Source organism: Plantactinospora sp. WMMC1484, from assembly GCF_049315195.1.
Lineage (GTDB): Bacteria > Actinomycetota > Actinomycetes > Mycobacteriales > Micromonosporaceae > Plantactinospora.
In genome coordinates, this window is sequence record NZ_CP186055.1 from 6,690,832 (window position 1) to 6,714,295 (window position 23,464).

The following is a 23,464-nucleotide window of genomic DNA, read 5'->3' on the forward strand; positions in this document are numbered from 1 at the left end:
CCCCTGTGGCAAGGAGGCTCCAGTGCCCCGTGAAGTCCGCGACGTCGTCTTCGTCGACGGCGTCCGCACCCCGTTCGGCAAGGCGGGCGGGATGTACGCCCACACCCGCGCCGACGACCTGGTGATCCGCTGCATCCGCGAGCTGCTGCGGCGCAACCCGCAGCTGCCGCCGGAGCGCGTCGACGAGGTGGCGGTCGCCGCCACCACCCAGACCGGCGACCAGGGCCTCACCATCGGCCGGACCGCCGCACTGCTCGCCGGGCTCCCCCGGACCGTGCCCGGCTACGCCATCGACCGGATGTGCGCCGGCGCGATGACCGCGGTCACCACCGTGGCCGGCGGGATCGCGATGGGCGCCTACGACGTGGCGGTCGCCGGCGGCGTCGAGCACATGGGCCGGCACCCGATGGGCGAGGGCGTGGACCCCAACCCGCGGATCCTGTCCGAGAAGCTGGTCGACCCCTCCGCCCTGGTGATGGGCGCCACCGCCGAGAACCTGCACGACCGGCTCCCGCGGATCACCCGGGAGCGGGCCGACGCGTACGCGCTCGCCTCGCAGGTCAAGACCGCCAAGGCGTACGCCAACGGCAAGCTCCAGCCCGACCTGGTGCCGGTGGCGACCCGCGACCCGGAGGCCGGCTGGGGGCTCGCCACCGTCGACGAGGCACCCCGGGACACCTCGCTGGAGAAGCTCGCCACCCTGAAGACGCCGTTCCGCCCGCACGGCCGGGTCACCGCCGGCAACGCCGCCGGACTCAACGACGGCGCCACCGCCGGGCTGCTCGCCGCCGAGGAGGTCGCCCGGGAACTTGGACTGCCGGTGGCGATGCGTCTGGTGTCGTACGGCTTCGTCGGGGTGGAGCCGGAGGTGATGGGGTACGGCCCGATCCCCTCCACCGAGAAGGCGCTGCGGATCGCCGGCCTGACCATCGACGACATCGGCCTCTTCGAGCTGAACGAGGCGTTCGCGGTGCAGGTGCTGGCCTTCCTCGACCACTTCGGCATCGCCGACGACGACCCCCGGGTCAACCAGTGGGGTGGGGCGATCGCGGTCGGGCACCCGCTCGCCTCCTCCGGCGTACGGCTGATGACGCAGCTCGCCCGCCAGTTCGCCGAGCACCCGGAGGTGCGGTACGGCGTCACCGCGATGTGCATCGGTATCGGCATGGGCGGCACGGTCATCTGGGAGAACCCGAACTGGGAGGGCGGCGAGAAATGACGGTTCCGCGTAACCCGAACGAGGTGGTCACCCGGTCGCTGCTGCGCCTGGTGGACGTGCCGGGGCTGGACCGGCCGGCCGCACTGATCACTCTGGACAACGGCTTCGACCACACCAGACCGAACACCTTCGGCCCGACCGGTCTCTCCAGTCTGGACGAGGCGGTCACCGCGGCCCTGGCGGCGGAACCGGCCTTCGTCGCGGTGACCGGCAAGCCGTACATCTTCTGCGTCGGCGCGGACCTGACCGGCCTGCCGATGCTGGCAAACCGCGACCAGGCCCGCGAGATCGGCCGACTCGGCCACCGGGTCTTCGGCCGGCTGCGCACCAGCGCGGTGCCGACGTTCGCCTTCGTCAACGGCGCCGCCATGGGCGGCGGGCTGGAGCTGGCGCTGCACTGCCACTACCGGACCCTCTCCGGCGGCGCCTCCGCGCTGGCCCTGCCCGAGGTCTCGCTCGGCCTGGTGCCGGGCTGGGGCGGCACCCAACTGCTGCCCAACCTGATCGGCATCGCCGGCGCGGCCCAGGTGGTCATCCAGAACCCGCTGATGCAGAACCGGATGCTCAAGCCCAAGCAGGCCGCCGAGCTGGGCATCGCGGACGTGCTGTTCGAGCCGGCCGACTTCCTGGAGCGCTCGCTGGAGTGGGCCGCGCAGGTGGTGCGCGGCGAGATCCGGGTGACCCGGCCGGAGGTCGACCGGGAGATGTGGGACGGAGTGCTCTACTTCGCCCGGCAGACGCTCGACGAGCGGCTGCACGGGGCGGTCCCGGCCGCGTACCGGGCGCTGGAGCTGCTGGGCCTGGCCCGGGAGGCACCGGTGGCCGGCGGTGACGACCCGGACGGGCTGCCCGCCGGGATGGCCGCCGAGGTGGAGGCCCTGGCGGACCTGGTCTTCAGCGAGGAACTGCGCAGCGGCCTCTACTCCTTCGACCTGGTGCAGCGCCGGGCCAAGCGGCCGGCCGGTGCGCCGGACCGGGAGTTGGCCCGGCCGGTGACCAAGGTCGGCATCGTCGGCGCCGGCCTGATGGCCTCGCAGCTCGCGCTCCTCTTCGCCCGCCGGCTCCAGGTGCCGGTGGTCCTCACCGACCTGGACCAGTCCAGAGTGGACTCCGGTGTCGGCTGGGTGCGTGCCGAGATCGACAAGCTGGTCGGCAAGGGCCGGCTTCCCGAGGGTACGGCCGCCACGCTGCGCGGCCTGGTCAGCGGCTCGGTCGACAAGGCCGTCTTCGCCGACGCGGACTTCGTCGTCGAGGCGGTCTTCGAGGACCTGGCGGTGAAGAAGCAGGTCTGGGCCGAGCTGGAGAAGATCGTCTCCCCGGAGGCGGTGCTGGCGACCAACACCTCCTCGCTCTCGGTCACCGCGATGGCCGCGGATCTGGAGCATCCGGAGCGGGTGGTCGGGTTCCACTTCTTCAACCCGGTGGCGGTGCTGCCGCTGCTGGAGATCGTCCGGGGCGAACGCACCGACGAGGCCACCCTGGCCACCGCCTTCGCGGTCGGCAGGGAGCTGCGCAAGTCCTGCGTACTGGTCGCCGACGCCCCGGCGTTCGTGGTCAACCGGCTGCTGACCCGCTTCCTCGGCGAGATCTTCGCGGCCGTGGACGCCGGCACCCCGCCCGAGGTGGCGGATGCCGCCCTCGACCCGCTCGGCCTGCCGATGCGGCCGCTGGCGCTGCTGCAGCTCGTCGGGCCGGCGGTGGCGTACCACGTCGGCGGGACGCTGCACGCCGCCTTCCCGGACCGCTTCCCGGTCAGCGAGAACCTGCGGCGGATCGCCGAGTCCGGCAGGCCGCTGGTGGTCGACGGCGACATCAACCCCGAGGTGGCCAACCTGCTGGAGGTCGGCTCGGCCCCGCTTGCCGCCGAGGAGGTACGCCGGCAGGCGCTGGACGCGCTCGCCCAGGAGATCCGGCTGATGCTGGACGAGGGTGTGGTCGCCGAGCCGCAGGACATCGACCTCTGCATGATCCTCGGCGCGGGCTGGCCGTTCCACCTCGGCGGCGTCACGCCGTACCTGGACCGGACCGGCACCTCCGAGCGGGTCACCGGCGGTCGCTTCCTGCCCCCGGGCCTGGCCAGCCTCCCCGGCTGAGCACGACCACCCACCCGTCCCCCCACGATCGCGGTGATCAGGGACCTGTCCCGGCGGGTCGCACCGAACACTGTGCGACCTGGTCCCTGATCACCGCGATCTGCCCGGACACCGGCGATACGCGGAAATGCGGCGATCAGCCGGTGGTCTGCCCGGCCGGGCGGGGGCGCCGGCCGGGCAGGGTTAGAGGCTCACCCACCGCACTGGACGGCAACTGGACGGCGACTGGACCCGCCGCCGCCCGACCGCTGATCCCAGATCGGGCGACGCGCTAGCAGGTAGGGCTGGGCATTACCATCCCCTTGCCACCTGGAGTTGTCCGCCCGCCGGATGATCACTTTGGACCGGTCAGCCTGATGATCGTTTTCGCTGGTGCGCGGGACCTGCCGGTATGCGAGCCTCTCCGTGGAAGTTCCACGGCAGCCACCGGCAGCGAAGGTCCTCGGCACCGCGTACCCCGCCGCCGGTGACCATACGACCGGAGGGAGAACCGTGGCGAACCTGGACGTCACGCTCAAGGGCGCGATGAGCATCGACGGTGCGATCGGCGTCGCGTTGGTCGACTACACCAGCGGCATGACGCTCGGTGTCGCAGGGGGGACTGCCGAACTCGACCTGACGGTCGCCGCCGCCGGCAACACCGAGGTGGTGCGGGCCAAGATACGCACGATGGAGATGCTCAAGCTCAACGACACGATCGAGGACATCCTGATCACGCTCGGCAGCCAGTACCACGTGATCCGGCCGCTGCGCTCGCACTCGGGCAAGGGGCTGTTCCTCTACCTGATGCTCAGCAAGAGCCGCGCCAACCTCGCGCTCGCCCGGCACCAGTTGCGCGGCATCGAGGAGAGCCTGGAGTTGTGAGCACTCTCGACGGCCGCGAGACGACGCTGCCCCGACGAGTACCCGAGCCCGGGGCGGACCAGGTCACGGAGCTCCCGCCGGAGCAGGCCGGCACGACCGGGCAGCCTTCGGCACCCGACTTCCCACACCGGCCCGAACGGGTTCCGCACATCGCCATCGACGCCGTCCTCTCCGAGCTGCGCCTGCTGATTCCCGGTGTGCTCGGCTGCGTCCTGGGCGGCGTCGACGGCATGCTGATCACCCACAACCTGCCCGACGACGCGGACCCCTGGGATCTGGCAGCGCTCGCCGCGACCACCTTCGGGGTCGGCCGGCAGGTCGGGCTCCGGCTCCGCCAGGGCGCGTTCCGGGAATCGACCGTACGCAACCAGGACGGCTACCTCAGCGTCTACGCCGCCGGCCCGAGCGCCCTGCTCGGGGTCGTCGGCACCGACGCCATCAACGTGGCCCGGCTGCACCTGCACGCGCCGACGGCCGCCGAACGGCTCGCCGCCCTCCTCGCCAGCACCGCCCGGCAGTAGCCGTCCGGCCGGTGACAGGGGCCGATGCCGGCCCGGCCCACATCACGGCGGCAGGGGCTCGTCGGCGGTGAAGGTGCGGGACCGGGTCAGCTGTTCTGGTGTCCGGACCGGCACGATGGGTTGTTGGCCGTCGTGGTGCCAGGCGGCAACCATGTGTCATGGCGCGTGGACCTTGCGATTGGGCAGTCGTCGCGCGTTGACGAAATTCCCGTCGTTCAGGGTCCCGGTGATTTCTACGGTGTCGTCGTGACTGTCGCCGGAGAGCAGGATCAGCAGCGTGAATCGGTTGCCGGGGTCGAGATCTTCCGCGGGAAGGACGACCCGTTGTTCAGTGGCCGTCACGTGCCGCGCGATCGCTTGGGCCAGCTCGGAGGGGTGTCCCTCGGTTACGTTGACTGCTTCGACCCGGCGGCCGGTGAAGCCGATTTCGATGGGGACTTCGTAGTCCTGCCTCTTGACACTCTCGACGCCGAGGTTTCCGATCTGCAGGATGACTATCGACGGTGTCGCTATAGGCGCCTGGTCATGGTCGTGGAATCGGACGCTCGCCCGCTGCCAGGCTGGGTTGGCGCTGATTCGATAGTTGAGCAGCAGATCACAGGAGAGTATTTTCCGACCACGTCGTCGCACTGTTCTCACCCCGCGTTCCCGACCGCGTACGGAGGGGGTGGGGGCGGCGTGGGTATGGCCGCGGTGGGCGGTCGGCCCCGCCATCGCTGGTTGCTCGGCCGGAGGGCTAGGCCCTGTCGGCGGGCTGGAGGAAGTGAGGTCCGGGCAGGAGTTGCCGGATGGGGTCCAGCTGGGCGGGGACCAGGGAGTACCACGCCCAACTGCCCCGCTTGTCGCGGCGGAGCAGCTTGGCGTCGGCGAGGATCTTGAGGTGGTGGCTGATGGCGGGCTGGGTCATGTCGAACGCTTCGGTGAGGTCGCAGACGCATGCCTCGCCGGCGGGGGACGCCTCGATGATCGACAGTATCTGTAGCCGGGTGGGGTCGGAGAGGGCCTTGAGAAGTCGGGCGATCTGCTCGGCGTCCGTGCGCCGCAGTGGCGGCCGGATCGGGCCGGGGGCGCAGGCGGGTGGTGGAGCCGGGTGCGGCGCGAGCATGGTCCGAGTCTAGGAAGCGGCCGGTCGGGCGTGAATGACTGGATGGTGAACAGACTGTGACGGCGATCATCGGTTGGACCGCCGCAGGGGTGGGTCGAGGCGATAACCGATTCCGCGGACGGAGACGATGATCGTGGGGTCTTTCGGGTCATCGCCGAGGCGGGTGCGGAGGCGGCGGATGTGGACGTTGAGGGTGTTGGAGGTTTCGCCGTCGCGGCTCCAGACGAGTTGGTAGATCTGGGTTCGGGTGACGACGCGGCCGGCGTGGAGCATGAGCAGGTGCAGGAGTTGGAATTCCCGCAGCGGTAGTTCGACGCGTTGGCCGTGGAGGCGGACGTCGAAGGCTGCCGGGTCGAGGCGGAGTGCTCCGGCTTCGATGGCGACCCGGAAGTCGGCTTTCGTGTCGGGGGAGATGGAGCGCAGGATGTGCAGGATCTCGGCGACCCGGTACGGGCGGGCGACGCAGGCGGTGGCGCCGCGGGCGAGGGCGAGGCTCGCTTCCGCCCCGTCGTGTTCGCCGACGCCGACGATGGTGGGGATGGATGCGCGTTCGTGCAGGGCACGGGCGATGACGGAGCCGCGTAGTGGTGGTACGTCGGCGGCGGTGAGGACGGCGTCGGGCAGGAGCGCGCCGGCCTGGAGCATGGCGTCGGCGGGGTCGTCGGTGCAGACCACGTCGATCTGGCGGTCCTGCAGCGCGGCGACGAACACGGCGGTGCTGGCGGGATCGGGATCGACGATGAGCAGCAGGAATCGGGCGCGGACAGTGCGTTGGCTGAGCGTGTGGCCGGCCGGCGTGGTGGCGGCGGCGCTGGCGGTGTCGGCGTACATGCGGGCGTCTCCGTCGTCGGTGCCTCTGGTCATCAGCCGAAGCGCCCGCTGATGTAGTCCTCGGTGCGCTTTTCCCGCGGATTGGTGAAGATCTTGTTGGTGTCGTCGTATTCGACGAGGCGGCCGTGGCGGACTCCGGCTTCGTCGACCTCGGCGGTGAAGAACGCGGTGCGGTGCGAGACGCGGGCGGCCTGCTGCATGTTGTGGGTGACGATGACGATGGTGTATTCGAACGAGAGTTCGTACATCAGGTCTTCGATTTTGCCGGTGGCGATCGGGTCGAGGGCCGAGCAGGGTTCGTCCATGAGGATGATGTCGGGTTGGACGGCGATGGTACGGGCGATGCAGAGTCGCTGTTGCTGGCCGCCGGAGAGTGCGAGTGCGGATTGGTTGAGTTTGTCTTTGACCTCGTCCCAGAGTGCGGCGCGCTGTAGTGACTGTTCGACAAGCGCGTCCATGTCGGGTACGCGCATCCGGGTGACCCTGGGTCCGTAGGCGATGTTGTCGTAGATCGACTTGGGGAACGGGTTGGGTTTCTGGAAGACCATCCCGATGCGGCGGCGGACCTCGATCGGGTCGACGTCGGGGGCGTAGAGGTCCTCGTCGTGGTAGGTGATGCGGCCGGCGACGCGGGCGCCGGGGATGAGGTCGTTCATCCGGTTGAGGGAGCGCAGCACGGTCGACTTGCCGCAACCGGAGGGGCCGATCAGGGCGGTGATGCGGTTCTCGCCGATGGTCATGTCGACGCCTCGGACGGCCTGGTAGTCGCCGTAGAAGACGCTGACGTCCGCCAGACGCAGAATGGGCCGCTCGTCGCCGGATCCGTGGTCGGGCCGGCCGGCGCCGGGGGTGGCAAGGGCGACGGTCGGGTGCTCCGGTCGGGGGCGGTGAAACGTATCGGTCACCGTGCTGTCCTTCGTGGCGTGGGATAAGAGGGTGGTCGCGTTACCAGCGCTTGTGAAAGCGGTTGCGGATCAGGATCGCGGCAGAGTTCATCAGCAGCAGGATGCCCAGCAGGAGCACGATCGCCGCGGCGGCCAGTTCCTGGAACTCGGCCTGGGGTTCCTTGATGAGGTTGTAGATCTGGATGGGCAGTGTGGTGTAGCTGGAGAGCAGGCTGTCGGGGTTGAAGCGGATGAAGGTGACCGCGCCGAGCAGGATCAGTGGTGCGGCTTCGCCGAGTGCGCGGGACAGGGCGAGGATGGATCCAGTGGCCATGCCGGGGATCCCGGCGGGCAGCACCTGGCGCCAGGTGGTCTGCCACCGGGTGGCGCCCAGGGCGTAGGAGGCGTGCCGGATGGACTGGGGCACGGCCCGCAGCGCTTCCCGGCTGGCGATGATCACCACGGGGAGCACGAGCAGGGAGAGGACGATCGCCGCGGTGATGACGGTGAAACCGAGGCCGATGATCCGGGCGATGAGGCCGAGGCCGAGGATGCCGAAGACGATCGAGGGTACGCCGGCGAGGTTCTGGATGTTGAGTTCCAGCAACCGGTTGTACCAGCGGTTGTTGTCGGCGTACTCCTCGAGATAGATCGCGGAGGCGATGCCGATGGGCAGGCAGATCGCCGCTGTCAGCCCGATCACCCACAGGGTGCCGGTGATCGCGGACTGCACGCCGGCGCGGGCGACCCGGGACGCGGTGCCGGCGGGCATCTCCTGCCAGAGGCGGGCGTCGAGGCGATTCCAGCCCTTGTAGACGGCGAAGGTGATCAGGGCGACGAGGAACGCGAACGCCACCAGCAGGCAGAACTGCAACGCGAGTTTGAATGCCAGCTCGCCGGGGCGGGCGCGGCGCCGGCTGCGGAGGCTCGGCCGGGTGGTGGCCGGCCGGGCGGGCCGACCGCCGCTCGCGGTGGTGGTCGTCATTCGTACACCTCGCGGAATCGGCGGACCATGCGGATGGAGAGGGCGTTGAGGGCGAAGGTGAAGGCGAACAGGGTGGTGCCGACGGCGAAGATGGTCAGGTAGTCCAGGGAGTCGACCGGCAGGTCGCCCTGGCCGGCTCCGGCGATGTAGCCGGTCATGGTGGCGGCGCCGTCTACCGGTGACCAGGGAATGCCGGCGGTCTTCAGACCGGCGGCGATGGTGACGATCATCGTCTCGCCCAGCGCCCGGGACACCCCAAGGACGATCGCGGCGACGATCCCGGAAAGCGCGGCGGGCACGACGACGCGGGTGGCGACCTGCATCTTCGTCGAGGCGAGGGCGTAGGCGCCTTCGCGCAGGCTGTGCGGGACGGCACTCATCGCGTCCTCGGACAGGCTCGCCACGGTGGGCACGATCATGATGCCCATGGCGATGCCGGCGACCAGGAGGTTCTGGAACTCGGGCTTGTCGCCGGTGGGCCACAGGTCGATCAGGATCGGGTTGAGGAAGGTCAGGGCGAAGAATCCGTAGACCACGGTGGGGATGCCGGCGAGGATCTCCAGAATCGGTTTGAGCAGCTTGCGGGTGCCGGCCCGGGCGTACTCGGAGAGGTAGATCGCGGCCCCGATGCCCAGCGGCACCGCGATGACGATGGCGATCAGGGTGACCCAGAGAGTCGCCACCAGCAGGGGCAGCACGCCATAGTGCTTGTCGGCGAAGAGCGGCGTCCACTGGGTGTCGGTGAGGAAGTCGCCGATGCTGACCTCACGGAAAAACTCCAGGGTCGGGAAGAGCAGCGACGCGATGATGCCGGCGGTAGTCGCGACCGACACCACGGCGGCGATGACCAGGAACGTCTCGATGAGCCGCTCTGCGGTGCGGGGGCGTCCCCGCCGCACGGAGGCGGCGGGGACGCGGGAGGAGGAAACGGCGGGCACGTCTCAGGCCTTCGGCAGCGAGTCGTACTCGGACTTCAGCGTGGTCTTCTGCGCGTCGGTCAGCGGCACGTACTTGGCCTCGGTGACCACCTCGTCGATGTTGGCGATGTAGAAGTCGACGAAGCTCTTCACCTGCGGCTTGGCGACACCCTTGTCGGAGACGTAGATGAACAGCGGCCGCGACAGCGGCTTGTACGAACCGTCCTGGGCGGTGGCCACGCTCGGCTCGACGCAGCCGGAACCGCCGTCCACCTTGACGATCTTCAGCTTGTCGGTGTTCTCCTCGTAGTAGGTGAACCCGAAGTACCCGAGCCCACCCTTGGAGCCGCTGACGCCTTGGACGATGACGTTGTCGTCCTCGGACGGGGTGTAGTCGGTGCGGTGTGCGCCCTCTTCGCCGTTGATCGCGGCGGTCCAGTAGTCGAACGTGCCGGAGTCCGTGCCCGCCCCGAAGAGCTTCAGCGGCTCGTCGGGGAACGCCGGGTCCACCTGGTTCCAGTTGTTGACCTTCGAGCCGGGCTCCCAGATCTTCTTGAGTTGCTCCACCGTGAGGCAGTCGGCCCAGGTGTTCTCCTTGGACACCACCGCCGACAGGGCGTCGTTGGCCACGATCAGCTCGACGTACTTGACGCCGTTCTTCTCACACTCGGCCTTCTCCTCGTCCTTGATGGGACGGGAGGCGTCGGAGATGTCGGTCTCCCCGTTGCAGAACTTCTTGAACCCGCCGCCGGTGCCGGAGATCCCCACCGTCACGTTCACCTTCGGCTGCTCGTCAGCGAACAGCTCGGCGGCGGCCTTGCTCAGCGGCCCGACAGTGCTCGAACCGTCGATCTTCACCTCGCCGGTCAGCTCCGCCGCATCCGCGCCGCTGCCGCCTCCGTCGTTGTCGCCGCCACACGCGGCCAACCCCACAGCCAGGACCAGCGCGGCTGACGCAACGCCCAGTCCACGCACCGTCTTGTTCACAATCCATCCTCTATGGACAGGCCGGCGACATGTTCGCCGGCGCTCTTCGGATGTCGACGCGTTCACCCGTCGACACCGCCCATAAGAATCTGTTTATGTGACCCATCTTCAGCGACAACATGAACTGCAGATGAACATAAACACCTGCTTATTAGACCAGGTCACCGGCAGTCTGGTTCACCTGCAGAAATTCTCGCTTCATTTTTCGTTCATTTTACTCGTACCTTGCGCCAGGGCGGGAACGACCTCGTCGGACATTGATCGCCACTACACGTTCCTCCCGGCTAGGCGGCGTCGGCCGTCCTGTGTGGTCTTTCGGTGACCCGCTCGTCAGCCGGCGACGGGGATGTCGAGTTGGTCGAGGAGGTGACGGACGCGGCGTTCGATGTCGTCGCGGATGGGGCGGATCTGTTCGACGGTGAGGCCGGCCGGGTCCTCGACGGTCCAGTCCTCGTAGCGTTTGCCGGGGAAGATCGGGCAGGCGTCGCCGCAGCCCATGCTGACGACGACATCGGCGGCGCGGACGACCTCGTCGGTCCAGGGTTTGGGGTATTCGGTGGAGATGTCGATGCCCCGCTCGGCCATGGTGGTGACGGCGGCGGGGTTGATCTCGACGCCTGGTTCGGAACCGCCGGACCAGGCGATGGCGTCGTCGCCGGCGAGGTGTTGGAAGAAGCCGAGCGCCATCTGGCTGCGGCCGGCGTTCTGCACGCAGAGGAAGAGCACGACAGGGCGGCCGTCGGTGTGCCGGCCCTCCACTCTGGCCAGGGCGGTCAGTCGTTGCCGGGCGAAGCGTTCGGCGAGCAGCGGCAGGAAGTGCGGCACGGTGCTGGCGCTGGCGAACTGGTCGTAGCTGGTGCGCAGGAACCGTTCGATGGTTTCGGTGCCGTAGACGCCGGCGAACTCGTCGGAGAGCCGGACGGCGGCGGTGTGCAGGGCGAGTTGCTGGTCGATGGGGATCTGCTGCCGTTGCCGGGCGAGGTCGGTCATGGGGTGTCCCTGGGGGTGAGTGCGGGGGCGAGGCGGTCGATCCGGTCGGAGATCTCGGTGAGGGCGGCTTCGAATGCCTCGTCGGTGTCGGCCCGGGCCGGGTCCGGCACCGACCAGTGCAGCCGGGGTCGCGCCTGGTCGGGCAGGTGTTCGTGGGCGTTGTCGCAGACGGCGATGACCAGATCGCCGGTGCGGAGGACGTCGCGGACGTGTGCGGTGTGCGCGGGGTCCAGCCGCAGGCCGTGCCGGCCGGCGACACGTACCGCCCGGGGGTGGACCCGGTCGGCCGGCTCGGTGCCGGCCGAGTCGGCCGGGATGCGGCTGCGCCGCGCCCAGAGCGCGGCGGCCAACTGGGAGCGGGCGGAGTTGTGGGTGCAGACGAAGACCACCCGGTCGGCAGGGGGCAGCGCCGGGAACGCGATGGCGGCCAGGGCATCGGGTACGAGGCGCAGGTAGGTGCGGCGCCGGTCGCCCTCCGATCGGGTACGCACGACCAGTCCGGTCGCCTCCAGCACCTTGACGTGGTGCGCGACCAGGTTGGTGGCCAGGCCCAGCGCCTGGGCGATCTCTCCCGGGGCCGCGTCACCCAGGCGCAGCGTGTCGACGATCGCCAACCGGGCCGGGTCGCCCAGCGCGGCATGCGTCCGGGCGCGCAGCTCAAGAGAATTAGACTCAGTAATCATTGAGTCAATGATTACTGAGCTAATTTCCGATGTCAAGCGTGGGTTCGCCAGCGGTCCGGCGGTCCGTTGCCGCGATGGCGGCGTCGCGGTGCCCGACGAGCGGCACGCCGAGCAGTCGCCGGGTGCGCGTACCGGCGAACAGCAGCCGGGTCATCCCGCCGGCCGCTCCGCGGCCAGTTCGGCCAGTAGCTTCTCGACCCGGGTCCGGATCTCGTCGCGGATCGGTCGGACGGCCTCGACGCCCTTGCCGGCCGGGTCGTCGAGCTGCCAGTCCTCGTACCGCTTGCCGGGGAAGACCGGGCAGGCGTCGCCGCAGCCCATGGTGACGATGACGTCGGAGCTTTCCGCGGTCTCCCACTCCAGCTTCCTGGGAGTCTGGTCGGTGATGTCGATGCCGACCTCGCGCATCGCCTCGACGGCGGCGGGATTGATCTGGTCGGCGGGCGCGGAGCCGGCGGAGCGGACCTCGACGGCACCGCCGGCGAGGTGGCGTAGCCAACCGGCGGCCATCTGCGAGCGGCCGGCGTTGTGTACGCAGACGAACAGGACGGTGGGCGTGTCAGACATGATCGGTTTCTCCACGGTGACGTCGTGCGGCTCGGTTCTGGCGCTGGTCGCGCCGAGCGGTACTGGAACGTGCGATGTACGGCCCGTTGAGGTAGCGACTGATCGGAGCCGGACGAGCGCTCGGCGGGAGACCCGCGCCGACGGCCGGCCCCGCAGCCGTAACGGCGTCGTCGCCGCAACCGGCCCCCGGTGTGTCGGTCACGACCGACCCGCCGGCACCGCGGGGTCGGTCGGGAAGAGACGCCGACGTAGCGCAAGGCTGACGTAGACCAGCGCGACCAGGACAGGGACCTCGATCAGTGGGCCGACGACCCCGGCCAGGGCCTGCCCGCTGGTGACCCCGAAGGTGCCGATCGCCACCGCGATGGCGAGCTCGAAGTTGTTGCCGGCGGCGGTGAACGCCAGGGTGGTGGTGCGCTCGTAGCTGAGCCCGAGCGCCTGCCCGAGGGCGTACGAGCCGGCCCACATGACCGCGAAGTACACCAGCAGCGGTACGGCGATCAGCGCGACGTCCCACGGTCGGCTGGTGATCGCCTCGCCCTGCAGGGCGAACAGGATGACGATGGTGAACAGCAGTCCGTACAGGGCGACGGGGCCGATCTTCGGCAGGAACGTCTGCTCGTACCAGGTGCGTCCCTTCGTCCGCTCGCCGAAGCGGCGGGTGAGGTAGCCGGCGAGCAGCGGGATGCCGAGGAAGATCAGCACGTTGCGTGCGATGTCCCAGCCGGACACCTGCAACGCTTCGCCGGACAGCCCCAGCCAGTCCGGGAGCACGGACAGGTAGAACCAGCCGAGCACGCCGAAGGCGAGGACCTGGAAGATCGAGTTGAGCGCGACGAGGACGGCGGCCGCCTCCCGGTCGCCGCAGGCGAGGTCGTTCCAGATGATCACCATGGCGATGCACCGTGCCAGGCCGACAATGATCAGGCCGGTGCGGTACTCGGCGTGGTCGGCGAGAAAGATCCAGGCCAGCGTGAACATGACCGCCGGGCCGATCAGCCAGTTCAACACCAGGGAGGAGATCAGCAGTCGACGGTCACCGGTGACGGTGTCGAGCCGGTCGTAGCGGACCTTCGCCAGCACCGGATACATCATGACCAGCAGGCCGACGGCGATCGGCAGGGATATTTCGCTGATCTTGACCGCTTCCAGGGCGGTGTCGAGTCCCGGGACGAGTCGGCCGAGCAGCAGGCCGACGACCATCGCCAGGCCGATCCAGAGCGGCAGGAACCGGTCCAGGCGGGACAACCGGCCGACGACCCCGGGGGCCTCGCCAGCGGTGGGGGCGGTGGTGGTCATCAGCACTCCCGGCGGGATTCGGTGTTGGACCGGGCCTGGGCGGCAAGGTCGGTGAGCTTCGCGGCGGCGGCTTCCAGGGCGTCGGGCAGCAGCCGGTAATAGGTGAACCGGCCGCGTGGTTCGGTGACGACCAGGCCGGCGTCGCGCAGTTGTCGCAGGTGCCCGGAGACGTTCGGCTGCTTCGCCCCGGTGTCGGCCACGAGGTGACAGGTGCAGGCCGGCCCCTGGGCCAGCAGGTCGACGATCTGCGCCCGCAGTGGGTCGGCCAGCAACCTGATCACATCAGCCGCTTCTGATATCAGCACACCCTGATGCAACCATTCGCTGTTCTCACCCGTCCGGCCAGCGGGTGAACATCAGATGTACGGCCGGCCGACGTCCTCAACATGTCGGCCGCGCCGGCCGCCGCACCGCACCGGCACGCGGCGCGGCGCGGCGCGGCCGTGGGCCGGATTACGCGCTCACCGGAACCCCGACTTCGAGCAAACCGGCGAGCTGCCGCATGATCCCTGGTCGGGCCCGGTAATAGACCCAGGTGCCTCGACGCTCGGCATCGACGAGGCCCGCTTCACGCAGGGTCTTGAGGTGGTGGGAGATCGTCGGCCCGGACAGGTCGAACGCCGGGGTGAGGTCACAGACGCAGATCTCGCCGGCGGGCGCCGAGGCGATCATCGACATCAACTGCAGCCGCACCGGATCACCGAGCGCCTTGAAGGCCGGAGCGAGCACGGCGGCGGTTTCCGCCGGGATCCGCTGTTCACTTATCGGCGCACAGCACGGCGTCGCGGCATTGAGACCGCTCAGGGCGAGCGCCACCTTCTGCTTCGACATGCTTCTAGGTTGACAGATCTCGAAACAGTGTGCAAACCTCTGATTCGAGAAACGTCGAGACAGTGTCGAGGTGACCGGATCATGTGGGACCGTCTGGAAGATCTGCCCGTCGTCGTGATCGGCGCGGGCCCGGTGGGCCTGTCCGCCGCCGCTCAGCTCCACCAGCGGGGACTGCCGTTCATCGTCCTGGAGGCCGGTGAGGGTCCTGCCGCGGCCGTCGGCCGGTGGGGGCACGTGCGGCTGTTCTCGCCGTGGCGGTACAACGTCGACCAGGCCGCCGCCCGGCTGCTGCGCGACGCCGGCTGGGTCGAGCCCGACCCTGACGTCCTGCCCACCGGTGGCGAACTCGTCGCGGACTACCTGCGACCGCTGGCCGACCTGCCGGCGTTGAAGCCGCACATCCGGTACGGGGCGCGAGTGGTCGCCGTGACCCGCTTCGGACTGGACCGGCTCCGCACCACCGGGCGAGAAACCACCCCGTTCCTGCTACGACTCGCCTCCGGTGCGGACCTGCTGGCCCGAGCGGTCGTCGACGCGTCCGGCACCTGGAACACACCGAACGTCCTCGGCGCCGCCGGCATCCCCGCCCACGGAGAAGCCGCCGCCGCCCGGAACATCGAACACGCGCTACCCGACGTGCTCGGCAGCGACCGGGACCGGTTCGCCGGCAAGCGGGTCCTGGTCGTCGGCGCCGGCCACTCCGCCGCGAACACCCTCCTCGCCCTGGCCGCCCTCGCCGAGCAGGCACCCGGCACGACGGTCGGTTGGGCGATCCGAGCCGCCAACCCGGCCCGCACCTACGGCGGCGAGACCGCCGACGCCCTACCCGCCCGCGGCGCTCTCGGCACCCGGCTGCGGGGACACGTCGACGCCGGCCGCATCGGCCTGGTCACCGGCTTCTCCGTACACCGGATCGCCCCGGCGGCCGACGGCGCGGTGACGGTGTCCGACGGGACCCGGACCCTCACCGCGGACCGGATCGTGTCGGCGACCGGCTTCCGACCCGACCACACCATCGCCACCGAACTCCGTCTCGACCTGGACCCGATCATGGGCTCGACCCGGGCCCTCGCCCCGCTGATCGATCCGAACCAGCACTCCTGCGGTACCGTCCCACCCCACGGTGTCGACGAACTCACCCACCCCGAACCCGGCTACCACGCCATCGGGGTCAAGAGCTACGGCCGTGCCCCGACGTTCTTGATGGCCACCGGCTACGAACAGGCCCGCTCCGTCGTCGCCGCCCTCGCCGGAGACTGGGCCGCGGCCCGCGACGTCCGGCTCGACCTGCCCGAGACCGGGGTCTGCAACAGCAACCCGATCCTCGACGACACCACCATCACCGACAGCGGTGGTGGCTGCTGTGGTGCCCCGGCCGCCGGCACGACCGCGACCAGCGGGGGCGGGCGTGGACTGGCCACCGGCGTCTCCGGCGGTCTCCTCGCCACGCCGCTGCCCCTCGTCGACGTATCCGGCACGGCCGGCCCGGACTCCGCCGGCGGCTGCTGACCGGTGCCGATCGCCGAACCGGTGGCCACCCGACGAGCCGGTGGCCGCCGGCCCCGGTGCCCCGGCTGGCCGATCGTCGCCGCGTTCGCGGTCACCCAGACCGTCGGCTACGGCACCCTCTACTACTCCTTTGCGGTCCTGCTCCCACCGATGACGGCCGACCTGCACGCGTCGGCCACCCGGGTCACCGGCGCGTTCACCGCCGCGATCCTCGCCATCGGCGGCACCTGCGGCATCGCCGCTGTCGGCATCCTCGCCAAGGCCGCAAGCGCCTCGCCGATGACCGGCGGGTGAGGAACGTCGGCGCCAAGGAGTTCAGCTTCCGCCATGGCCACCGCGAAGCCTCAACGGGCCAGCCGTCCGAGGACGTAGCCGGCGTCCCTGCCCACCCCCCGGATCGTCGCGGAGGCGAAGCTGCGCTGATGTTCCAGGCCGACGTACCCCAACCCAGGCACCGTGGTCGACACACCCCGCTCGTGCAGCGGCCGGTCCCGCCCGTCCACCGCCGCCGTGTCCGTCAGGTATGCCACGTCGGGTCGGAACCCGGTCGCCAGGATCAGCACATCCACCCGCTCCCGCCGCCCGTCGGCCCACACCACACCGTCGCCGTCGACGCGGGTGAACACCGGCCGGTGATCCGGTCGGCCGGCCCGCACCGCCGCCCGGTACCGGCCGTCGTCGATCACCGGCACCGTCCCCTTCACCAGTCGCGGCCCCCACCGAGAGGAGTCCAACCCGGTACGGGTCAGCCACCAGTGGAAATCCCCGCCAAGGATGCGTTGCGGCTGCCACCGCAACGGTCCCCGCGTCGTCAGGCTCACCCGTGCCACCCGGGCGAGTTCCACCCCGATCTGCACCGCCGAGTTTCCACCGCCGACCACCACCACCCGGGCCCCGGCGAACGGCGACGGCTCCCGATACTCCGCCGAGTGCAGCACCCGACCCGCGAACGTCTCCAGGCCCGGCAACGACGGCCGGTACGGGCGGCCGAACCCGCCGCTGGCGGCCACCACCAACCGCGCCCGCAGCACACCGCCCCGCACCGTGATCACCTCGAACCCGTCCCGGACCCGGACGACATGATCCACCCGCACACCCCAGCGCACATCCGCGTCCACCCGGCCGGCATAGCCGCTCAGGTAGGCGATCACCTCGTCGCGCACCGGATACCGGCCGGGGTCGCCCGGAAACGGCGCCCCTGGGAGCGACGAGAACCGGGCCGGGGAGAACAGCGTCAAACTGTCGTAGTACCGCGGCCACGACCCACCGGGTCCCGGCGACGCGTCCAACACCACCGGCGACAGGCCACGGCTCACCGCCACCTGGGCGGTCGCCAGACCCGCCTGACCGCCCCCGACCACCAGCACCTCGACAACATCCACCACCTCAAGATATCGTCATATTCCGAAGCTACGAAATGAAGTGGTACCCGACACTGGAACGCGATGAACACACCAGCCGCCCTCGACGGGCCGACGCAGGACTTCCTCAAGGCCCTCGCCAGCGAAACCCGCCAACAGATCATGATGCTGTTCGCCGGCGGACAGCAGCTCACCGTCGGCGAAGTCGCCGACCGCTGCGGCCTCGGCCAATCCACCGCGTCCGAACAGCTCGCCCTGCTCCGCCGCGGCGGACTGCTCTCCTCCAGCCGTCAGGGCAAGCTCGTCCGCTACCGGGCCGACGCCCCCGGCATCACCGCCCGGCTCACAAACCTGCAGAACTACCTCGGACGCTGCTGCCCGGCATCCGAGACGGGCGCGGACGACGAACCGCCGACCGCTCCCAACCGGGGGTCGGCCGTTGCCGGATAATGCGCCTTCCCGAGCAAGCAATCGACTACTTTGAGCAGTCAGGTGGTGCGGCCGTGGTCGGTGTGAAGGATGACCAGACCGGGCGAGCCGGGTCCCGTGTCTCTCGTCGCACCACAACAACTTCCGGCGGGTCGCCACGCTGGCCGCGGCCACGGCCGTCACACACCGTCAGACACCGCCGCATGGCATGGCTCGCCGACCGTCGCGTCGGCGGCCCATTGGTACGGATCTTGCTGACGGGCGCCTGATTCCCGCGAACTGCCGTCCGTCGCCGAGAGCTGTCGTGGTCAGCGACGGTACAGGCCGGTGAGGAGCAGGTTGAGATAGCGCAGGCCGTTGGCGGCTCGTTCGGTCGGGCCGAGGCCGCCGTGAAGGTTCGCGGCGTAGACGATGCCGCACATCAGAGGGGTCATGTCCGCCTCGGTGACGCTGGAATCGATGACCTCCGCCGCGTGCGCGCGGGTCAGGAGCTCGGCGAAGGCGCTGGCGAGCCCGCGTTTGAGGTCGCCGGTGTGCTCCAAGCTGTTGGTGGTGGCGGCGAACACCGGCGGAACGGCCGGGTCAGCCAGCAAGGCTTCGATCGCAGCGGCGAGGAAATCACGCAACGCTGTCCACGGGTCGGCCTCGGTCAACGCCTGCTCGGCTCGCCGGACCAGCTTCTCGATGGCAGGGAGCGCGACGGTCTCCAGCAGCGCTTCCGGCGTGGGAAAGTGCCGGTAGACGGTCGCCACGCCGATGGATGCGGTCCGCGCCACATCGTTGAGCTGCAGGGGCCTGCCGTCATCGACATACCGCCGGGCGATCTCGACGATGCGGTGCCTGTTCTGGGCGGCGTCCCTGCGCAACGGCGGAGTGCTCATGCCCCCACAATAACCAGATGGTGTATCCGGTTGTGCTACGCTGAAACGGATGACCCATCCGCTTATGGCTGGGTCCGGTACGAGGAGACACCGATGCCTTTCACCGCGGACGCCGTCCCGCACCTTCCCGCCGGATTCGGCGACACCTTCACCAGCCGCACCGTTGACGTCAACGGCGTCGAACTGCACGCTGTGGTCGGCGGGACCGGCCCGGCACTGCTGCTGTTGCCGGCGTGGCCGCAGTTCTGGTACGGCTGGCGGCTGGTGATGCCCGCTCTCGCCGAGCACTTCACTGTCGTGGCCGCCGACCTGCGTGGTGTCGGCGCCAGCAGCAAGCCGGCCACCGGGTACGACGCAGTCACCCTGGCCGACGACATGGTCGGGCTGATGACGTCCCTGGGCCACGAAAGGTTTCATGTCGCGGGCTACGACATCGGGATGATGGTCGGCTACGTGCTCGCCGCACGCCACCGCGACCGGGTGACCAAGCTCGCGCTGGCCGAGGCCGTCCTCGCCGGCTTCACTCCGATGCCCCCGCTGCTCATGCCTCCTGAGGTCAACGAGCTGGCCTGGCACTTCGTCTTCAACCGTCTGGCCGAGATCAACGAGCGCATGGTGTCCGGCCGCGAGGACCTCTACTTCGGGCACCAGTTCGCCACCAAAGCCGCCACTCCGGACGCCATCCCACAGGCCGCGGTCGAGGTCTACGTCGACGCCCTGCGCGACCCCGCCGCCCTGCACGCGAGCTTCCAGTTCTACCGCGCGGGAGAGTCCGGTGACCAGGTAGTCGCGCTGGCCGCCGAGGGGCCGCTGGATATTCCGGTTCTGGCCATCGGGGGCGAGCACGGCATGCGCGATGGCGTCGAGCAGGCCGTACGGCAGGTTGCCTCACACACCACCGGCGCAATCGCACCCGGCGCGGCACACTTCCTGCCCGAGGAAGCCCCCGGATGGACGGCCCACACCTTGATCGACTTCTTTGCCTGAACCGAGGAAACAGCATGCCCAGCACCCTCACAGCTACCCGCGGCAGTGTCACCGTCGCCGGGACCACCCGCACCTTCACTCTTGTCGGCACCACGGCGCCGGGCGAGGCCAAGCCACTGGTTCTTGTGTTCCACGGTTCCGGCCAGACCGGCGACAAGCATCGCGCCTTCACCGGCGGCGTCTTCGACGCGCTCGCCGCCCGCGGTGCGCTGGTCGCCTACCTCGACGGCTATCGCGGCAACTGGAACGACGCCCGCCGCGAAAGCCGCTTTCCTGCCCGCCGAGCCGACATCGACGATGTCGGCTTCGCCCGCGCGGTCATCGCCACGTACGCCTCGGATCGGCGCATCGACCCCAGCCGTGTCTATGCGGTCGGTTACTCCAACGGCGGCCAGATGGTCATCCGTCTCGCCCACGAAACCCCCGGCCTGCTGGCGGGAGTGACGGTGATCGCCGCCACCATGCCCGCACCGGAGAACTTCCTCGCCAGTCAGGCACCCCGGGCGCCCTTGCCGGTCTTGTTGATCCACGGCACCAAGGACCCCATCGTCTCCTACCAGGGCGGCACCATGAACTGGGCCCTACGCACCATTTTCAAGGTAGGTGGCTCGAGCTGGCCGGCCACCCGCACGGCCCGGTACTTCGCCGAGCGCAACGGGATCACCACCGAACCCACGACCACACGCCTGCCGAAGAAAACCACGGCCGACCCCACCGAGGTCGAACGCACAACCTATGAGGCAGAAGGTGTCCCCCCGGTCGTCCTCTACACCGTCCACGGCGGCGGCCACACAGTTCCCGGCGCCTCGTCCGCCCCGGCACTCATCGGCAAGACCAGCTACCAGCTCAACACAGCAGACATCATCACCCAGTTCTTCGACCTCTGAAGCTTCGTCCGGGGCTTCGGGCGGCCAAAACCGACCAGCCCGAAGCTTGGGACGAATATGAACCACCTGCGGCGGATTCCGCGAGGAGTCGAAGAACAGCATGAGCAACAGCTGACAAGGCATGGACAGCTACGACAGAGGGCACGCCATGGCTCAACAAACTATCATCATCACCGGCGCCAGCGACGGTATTGGTGCTGCCGCCGCACACCAGCTCGCCGAGAACGGCCATAAAGTCGTTGTCGTCGGCCGTTCACCGCAGAAGACCGCAGCAGTCGCGGAAAACATCGGCGCCCCATTTCATGTCGCCGACTTCACTGACCTGGCCCAGGTGTGGTCTCTCGCCAGAGAGCTAACGGCCGCATATCCCCGCATCGACGTGCTCGCCAACAACGCCGGCGGCATATTCGGCGACCGCGAGGCGACCACCGACGGATACGAGAAGACCTTCCAGATCAATCATCTCGCACCGTTCCTGTTGACCAACCTCCTCATGTCCACCCTGATCAAGTCGAACGCCAAGGTCATCCAGACGTCCAGTATCGGCGCACGAATCTTTGGCAATCTCGACATCGATGACCTGCAGAACGAGAAGAAGTACTCACCGGAGAAGGCGTACGGCGACGCCAAGCTCGGAAACGTTCTGTTCACCAAGGAGCTTCACCGCCGCTACGCCGACCAAGGCATCACTGCGGTCGCCTTCCACCCCGGGAACATAGCCAGCAACTTCGCCAATCAGTCCAAGGGGCTTTTCCGGTTCGTATACAACAACCCTATGACGAGGCTGATGCTCAGCCGCACAGAGAAGGGCGGCGCAGCCCTCACGTGGCTTGCCGAAGGAACCCCCGGCGTTACCTGGCTGCCTGGAGAGTATTACGAGAAAAACAAGATCACGAAGACCAACCCCCAAGCAAGCGACGTCGCACTGGCGCTGCAACTGTGGGACCGCAGCGCGGCTCTCACAGGTCTCCGAACGGCGCGACCACGCGGCCATGAGGCATCACCGTCGTGATAGCTCTGCCGCGACGATGCGTCGTCGAGCGAACTTGGACCACTCAGCTCCCAGCGATCCGGCACCGCAGGAACTCGGTGAGGTGCTCTGGTACCGGGGCGGCGAGGGCCGCGCCGCAACGCCAAGCACACGGACGGCCGACGGGCGGTGAGCGACACGCCGGAGATCGGGGTGGTACACCGGCTGGATGGCTTCGCCCGTAAGGATGAGCGGTCGGGCCGGCTGGTCCGCTGGGCCGAGAGAAGGCACGACGACAGGCAAGGAGCGACCGGTGCCCCTCACACAGCTTCGCCGGGTCCGCTGGGCCGTACGCGCCACCCTGACCCTCGGGGTCGCCGCCTCGGTGGTGGCCAACATCCTGCACGCCCGGGACAACCCGATCAGCCAGGCCATCGCCGCCTGGCCCCCGCTGGCGTTGCTGCTCACCGTCGAGCTGATCTCGCGGGTGCCGGTGCACCGCCGCTCGTTGGCGTTCGCCCGGCTGGCGGCCACCGCCATCATCGCCGGGATCGCCGCCTGGGTGTCGTACTGGCACATGGTCGGGGTGGCCGCCCGGTACGGCGAGACGGGCGCCTCGCCGTACCTGCTTCCGCTGTCGGTCGACGGCCTGATAGTCGTAGCCAGCATCTGCCTGGTCGAGCTGGGCGGACGGATCTCCGCCACCCAGGCCGCGGCCAGCTCTGCCCAGGACACGACCGCTGCGGGCCAGGACACGCCGGCCTCCGAGACAGCCCCGGCCCGCGACAGGGCCACATCTGCCGTCCCCGCAGGCGTGCTCTCCGTGGCGGCACGGCCCACACCGGCAGTGCCGCGTCCGCCGGTGCCACAGGCCGTCCAACCGGCGCACCCCGCCCTGGCCGGTGTGGTCGAGCCGATCGGGCCGATCGGGCCGGTCAGCCGGATCGGCGAGCAGGTCGTCGCCGTCGCGTCCCCAGCGGTGAAACCGGTCGCGGCGGCGAAGCCCCGGAGGACGTCGGGAGCCTCCCGGAAGCCGGCCTCACCCGGCCGCGCCGGGAAGGCCGGCACGTCGGGTCGGCCCCGGCGCCCGATCGCCGAGACCGCCGCGCTGGCCGCCGCGATCCAGGCGGAGCGGCCGGAGGCCACCGACGCCGACGTGGCACAGGAACTCGGCATCACCACCGCCCGGCTGCGGGCGATCCGCCGCGAGGTACGCGACCTCGATCTGGCCGCCTGAGGGTCGGGTTACCGCCCGGGGCCCGTCATCGGCCGGTCACGGGGATACGCCGGCCGGCGGCCCCGTCCGGCGTTGCCGTCGGCGTTACGTGCACGCCCCGGTCGGCCATCGGTCAGTCGCGCGCCGCGTCGCCGCCGGGCCCGGACTCCGGCAGGTCCCGGCGGATCCCTCCCGGCGTCTCCGGCTGCGCCCCCGGCACGGGTGCACCGGCCGGAGCGGCCCGGGCGGCCGTCGACCCGAGCGGCACCGTGCTGGCGTTACTGCTCGGCGCGGACACGCCCGCCGGACCGCTCGGCGCGGACACGCCCGCCGGACCGCTCGGCGCGGACACGCCCGCCGGACCGGCCGGCAGTGTCACGCCCGCCGGACCGGCCGGCGACGGGGCCGGGTTCGCGGTCGAGGGCCGGACCGGCGCCGCGCCCGGAAC

General features: G+C 69.7%; 27 protein-coding genes. 11 read left to right on the forward strand and 16 right to left on the reverse strand.

Going from position 1 to position 23,464, the window contains the following annotated elements; translation table 11 throughout:
• Nucleotides 1-22: 22 nt before the first annotated feature.
• From ACN28C_RS28690 to ACN28C_RS28705, 4 genes are all read left to right on the forward strand, one after another.
• A complete protein-coding gene (locus tag ACN28C_RS28690) occupies nt 23-1,219 on the forward strand; it encodes a thiolase family protein (RefSeq protein WP_422770629.1) in 1,197 nt (398 codons plus the stop codon).
• Nucleotides 1,216-3,312 (forward strand): 3-hydroxyacyl-CoA dehydrogenase NAD-binding domain-containing protein, encoded by a 2,097-nt coding sequence (locus tag ACN28C_RS28695; protein ID WP_422770630.1) that lies wholly within the window; start codon nt 1,216-1,218, stop codon nt 3,310-3,312. Before ACN28C_RS28690 ends, ACN28C_RS28695 begins: the two co-directional genes overlap by 4 nt.
• A 492-nt stretch (nt 3,313-3,804) precedes the next feature.
• A complete protein-coding gene (locus ACN28C_RS28700; RefSeq protein WP_422770631.1) occupies nt 3,805-4,176 on the forward strand; it encodes a hypothetical protein in 372 nt (123 codons plus the stop codon).
• Nucleotides 4,173-4,697 (forward strand): roadblock/LC7 domain-containing protein, encoded by a 525-nt coding sequence (locus ACN28C_RS28705; protein ID WP_422770632.1) that lies wholly within the window; start codon nt 4,173-4,175, stop codon nt 4,695-4,697. Before ACN28C_RS28700 ends, ACN28C_RS28705 begins: the two co-directional genes overlap by 4 nt.
• A gap of 156 nt (nt 4,698-4,853) precedes the next feature.
• Here ACN28C_RS28705 and ACN28C_RS28710 read toward each other — a convergent pair whose 3' ends face one another.
• The 14 genes from ACN28C_RS28710 to ACN28C_RS28775 form a co-directional block, all read right to left on the reverse strand.
• Entirely contained in the window at nt 4,854-5,327 is a 474-nt protein-coding gene (locus ACN28C_RS28710; protein WP_422770633.1) for a hypothetical protein, read from the reverse strand.
• A 106-nt stretch (nt 5,328-5,433) separates the two neighbouring features.
• Nucleotides 5,434-5,802: an ArsR/SmtB family transcription factor gene (locus tag ACN28C_RS28715; protein ID WP_422770634.1), complete on the reverse strand. Its 369-nt coding sequence runs from the start codon at nt 5,800-5,802 to the stop codon at nt 5,434-5,436.
• A gap of 66 nt (nt 5,803-5,868) precedes the next feature.
• Entirely contained in the window at nt 5,869-6,666 is a 798-nt protein-coding gene (locus ACN28C_RS28720) for a winged helix-turn-helix transcriptional regulator (RefSeq protein WP_422770635.1), read from the reverse strand.
• On the reverse strand, nt 6,666-7,538 hold the full coding sequence (pstB, locus tag ACN28C_RS28725) for a phosphate ABC transporter ATP-binding protein PstB (RefSeq protein WP_422770636.1): 873 nt from the start codon (nt 7,536-7,538) through the stop codon (nt 6,666-6,668). Before pstB ends, ACN28C_RS28720 begins: the two co-directional genes overlap by 1 nt.
• 40 nt (nt 7,539-7,578) lie before the next feature.
• Entirely contained in the window at nt 7,579-8,502 is a 924-nt protein-coding gene (pstA, locus tag ACN28C_RS28730; RefSeq protein WP_422770637.1) for a phosphate ABC transporter permease PstA, read from the reverse strand.
• Nucleotides 8,499-9,440, reverse strand: coding sequence for a phosphate ABC transporter permease subunit PstC (gene pstC, locus ACN28C_RS28735; protein WP_422770638.1), 942 nt, complete (start codon nt 9,438-9,440; stop codon nt 8,499-8,501). The genes pstA and pstC overlap by 4 nt, the downstream gene beginning before the upstream one ends.
• Nucleotides 9,441-9,443: 3 nt before the next feature.
• Nucleotides 9,444-10,406 (reverse strand): PstS family phosphate ABC transporter substrate-binding protein, encoded by a 963-nt coding sequence (locus tag ACN28C_RS28740; protein WP_422770639.1) that lies wholly within the window; start codon nt 10,404-10,406, stop codon nt 9,444-9,446.
• 330 nt (nt 10,407-10,736) lie between these two features.
• Entirely contained in the window at nt 10,737-11,396 is a 660-nt protein-coding gene (locus tag ACN28C_RS28745) for an arsenate reductase ArsC (protein ID WP_422770640.1), read from the reverse strand.
• Nucleotides 11,393-12,079: a MarR family transcriptional regulator gene (locus tag ACN28C_RS28750; RefSeq protein WP_422770641.1), complete on the reverse strand. Its 687-nt coding sequence runs from the start codon at nt 12,077-12,079 to the stop codon at nt 11,393-11,395. The genes ACN28C_RS28745 and ACN28C_RS28750 overlap by 4 nt, the downstream gene beginning before the upstream one ends.
• Nucleotides 12,080-12,098: 19 nt before the next feature.
• Nucleotides 12,099-12,233 (reverse strand): hypothetical protein, encoded by a 135-nt coding sequence (locus ACN28C_RS28755; RefSeq protein ID WP_422770642.1) that lies wholly within the window; start codon nt 12,231-12,233, stop codon nt 12,099-12,101.
• Nucleotides 12,230-12,646 carry an arsenate reductase ArsC gene (locus tag ACN28C_RS28760; protein ID WP_422770643.1) on the reverse strand — a complete coding sequence of 139 codons (417 nt, stop codon included), beginning with the start codon at nt 12,644-12,646 and terminating at the stop codon, nt 12,230-12,232. The genes ACN28C_RS28755 and ACN28C_RS28760 overlap by 4 nt, the downstream gene beginning before the upstream one ends.
• 198 nt (nt 12,647-12,844) lie before the next feature.
• The gene (gene arsB, locus ACN28C_RS28765) at nt 12,845-13,945 is read right to left on the reverse strand and encodes an ACR3 family arsenite efflux transporter (RefSeq protein ID WP_422770644.1); all 1,101 of its coding nucleotides are present in this window, start codon (nt 13,943-13,945) and stop codon (nt 12,845-12,847) included.
• Nucleotides 13,945-14,250, reverse strand: a complete 306-nt coding sequence (locus ACN28C_RS28770; protein ID WP_422770645.1) for an ArsR/SmtB family transcription factor — start codon at nt 14,248-14,250, stop codon at nt 13,945-13,947. Before ACN28C_RS28770 ends, arsB begins: the two co-directional genes overlap by 1 nt.
• A gap of 148 nt (nt 14,251-14,398) precedes the next feature.
• Complete coding sequence (locus tag ACN28C_RS28775) at nt 14,399-14,776, reverse strand: ArsR/SmtB family transcription factor (protein ID WP_422770646.1); 378 nt, start codon at nt 14,774-14,776, stop codon at nt 14,399-14,401.
• Nucleotides 14,777-14,857: 81 nt separating this feature from the next.
• Between ACN28C_RS28775 and ACN28C_RS28780 the strand changes: the two genes are divergently transcribed.
• Both ACN28C_RS28780 and ACN28C_RS28785 read left to right on the forward strand, forming a co-directional pair.
• Nucleotides 14,858-16,285, forward strand: a complete 1,428-nt coding sequence (locus tag ACN28C_RS28780; protein ID WP_422770647.1) for an FAD-dependent oxidoreductase — start codon at nt 14,858-14,860, stop codon at nt 16,283-16,285.
• A 21-nt stretch (nt 16,286-16,306) separates the two neighbouring features.
• Nucleotides 16,307-16,579, forward strand: coding sequence for a hypothetical protein (locus tag ACN28C_RS28785; protein ID WP_422770648.1), 273 nt, complete (start codon nt 16,307-16,309; stop codon nt 16,577-16,579).
• 50 nt (nt 16,580-16,629) lie between these two features.
• Here the strand turns inward: ACN28C_RS28785 and ACN28C_RS28790 are convergent, their stop codons facing one another.
• Nucleotides 16,630-17,667, reverse strand: coding sequence for a flavin-containing monooxygenase (locus ACN28C_RS28790; protein ID WP_422770649.1), 1,038 nt, complete (start codon nt 17,665-17,667; stop codon nt 16,630-16,632).
• A 63-nt stretch (nt 17,668-17,730) separates the two neighbouring features.
• Between ACN28C_RS28790 and ACN28C_RS28795 the strand changes: the two genes are divergently transcribed.
• Entirely contained in the window at nt 17,731-18,096 is a 366-nt protein-coding gene (locus tag ACN28C_RS28795; protein ID WP_422770650.1) for an ArsR/SmtB family transcription factor, read from the forward strand.
• Between the two features lie 287 nt (nt 18,097-18,383).
• Here ACN28C_RS28795 and ACN28C_RS28800 read toward each other — a convergent pair whose 3' ends face one another.
• A complete protein-coding gene (locus ACN28C_RS28800) occupies nt 18,384-18,956 on the reverse strand; it encodes a TetR/AcrR family transcriptional regulator (RefSeq protein ID WP_422770651.1) in 573 nt (190 codons plus the stop codon).
• 93 nt (nt 18,957-19,049) lie between these two features.
• Here ACN28C_RS28800 and ACN28C_RS28805 point away from each other — a divergent pair, with 93 nt between their 5' ends.
• The 4 genes from ACN28C_RS28805 (at nt 19,050) to ACN28C_RS28820 (ending at nt 23,037) form a co-directional block, all read left to right on the forward strand.
• On the forward strand, nt 19,050-19,943 hold the full coding sequence (locus ACN28C_RS28805) for an alpha/beta fold hydrolase (protein ID WP_422770652.1): 894 nt from the start codon (nt 19,050-19,052) through the stop codon (nt 19,941-19,943).
• 14 nt (nt 19,944-19,957) lie between these two features.
• Nucleotides 19,958-20,830, forward strand: a complete 873-nt coding sequence (locus ACN28C_RS28810) for an alpha/beta hydrolase family esterase (protein WP_422770653.1) — start codon at nt 19,958-19,960, stop codon at nt 20,828-20,830.
• Between the two features lie 121 nt (nt 20,831-20,951).
• Nucleotides 20,952-21,842, forward strand: a complete 891-nt coding sequence (locus ACN28C_RS28815) for an SDR family NAD(P)-dependent oxidoreductase (RefSeq protein ID WP_422770654.1) — start codon at nt 20,952-20,954, stop codon at nt 21,840-21,842.
• Between the two features lie 271 nt (nt 21,843-22,113).
• Nucleotides 22,114-23,037, forward strand: coding sequence for a DUF2637 domain-containing protein (locus tag ACN28C_RS28820; protein WP_422770655.1), 924 nt, complete (start codon nt 22,114-22,116; stop codon nt 23,035-23,037).
• Nucleotides 23,038-23,464: the final 427 nt, after the last annotated feature.

Bases quoted from the DNA above. Each gene is read 5' to 3' on its own strand.
- ACN28C_RS28755 (WP_422770642.1), bottom strand. From the start codon at position 12,233: ATGACCCGGCTGCTGTTCGCCGGTACGCGCACCCGGCGACTGCTCGGC.
- ACN28C_RS28745 (WP_422770640.1), bottom strand. From the start codon at position 11,396: ATGACCGACCTCGCCCGGCAACGGCAGCAGATCCCCATCGACCAGCAA.
- ACN28C_RS28800 (WP_422770651.1), bottom strand. From the start codon at position 18,956: ATGAGCACTCCGCCGTTGCGCAGGGACGCCGCCCAGAACAGGCACCGC.
- ACN28C_RS28810 (WP_422770653.1), top strand. From the start codon at position 19,958: ATGCCCAGCACCCTCACAGCTACCCGCGGCAGTGTCACCGTCGCCGGG.
- ACN28C_RS28750 (WP_422770641.1), bottom strand. From the start codon at position 12,079: ATGATTACTGAGTCTAATTCTCTTGAGCTGCGCGCCCGGACGCATGCC.
- ACN28C_RS28775 (WP_422770646.1), bottom strand. From the start codon at position 14,776: ATGTCGAAGCAGAAGGTGGCGCTCGCCCTGAGCGGTCTCAATGCCGCG.
- pstA (WP_422770637.1), bottom strand. From the start codon at position 8,502: ATGACGACCACCACCGCGAGCGGCGGTCGGCCCGCCCGGCCGGCCACC.
- ACN28C_RS28815 (WP_422770654.1), top strand. From the start codon at position 20,952: ATGGACAGCTACGACAGAGGGCACGCCATGGCTCAACAAACTATCATC.
- ACN28C_RS28760 (WP_422770643.1), bottom strand. From the start codon at position 12,646: ATGTCTGACACGCCCACCGTCCTGTTCGTCTGCGTACACAACGCCGGC.
- ACN28C_RS28720 (WP_422770635.1), bottom strand. From the start codon at position 6,666: ATGACCAGAGGCACCGACGACGGAGACGCCCGCATGTACGCCGACACC.
- arsB (WP_422770644.1), bottom strand. From the start codon at position 13,945: ATGACCACCACCGCCCCCACCGCTGGCGAGGCCCCCGGGGTCGTCGGC.
- ACN28C_RS28715 (WP_422770634.1), bottom strand. From the start codon at position 5,802: ATGCTCGCGCCGCACCCGGCTCCACCACCCGCCTGCGCCCCCGGCCCG.
- ACN28C_RS28695 (WP_422770630.1), top strand. From the start codon at position 1,216: ATGACGGTTCCGCGTAACCCGAACGAGGTGGTCACCCGGTCGCTGCTG.
- ACN28C_RS28795 (WP_422770650.1), top strand. From the start codon at position 17,731: ATGAACACACCAGCCGCCCTCGACGGGCCGACGCAGGACTTCCTCAAG.
- ACN28C_RS28780 (WP_422770647.1), top strand. From the start codon at position 14,858: ATGTGGGACCGTCTGGAAGATCTGCCCGTCGTCGTGATCGGCGCGGGC.
- ACN28C_RS28805 (WP_422770652.1), top strand. From the start codon at position 19,050: ATGCCTTTCACCGCGGACGCCGTCCCGCACCTTCCCGCCGGATTCGGC.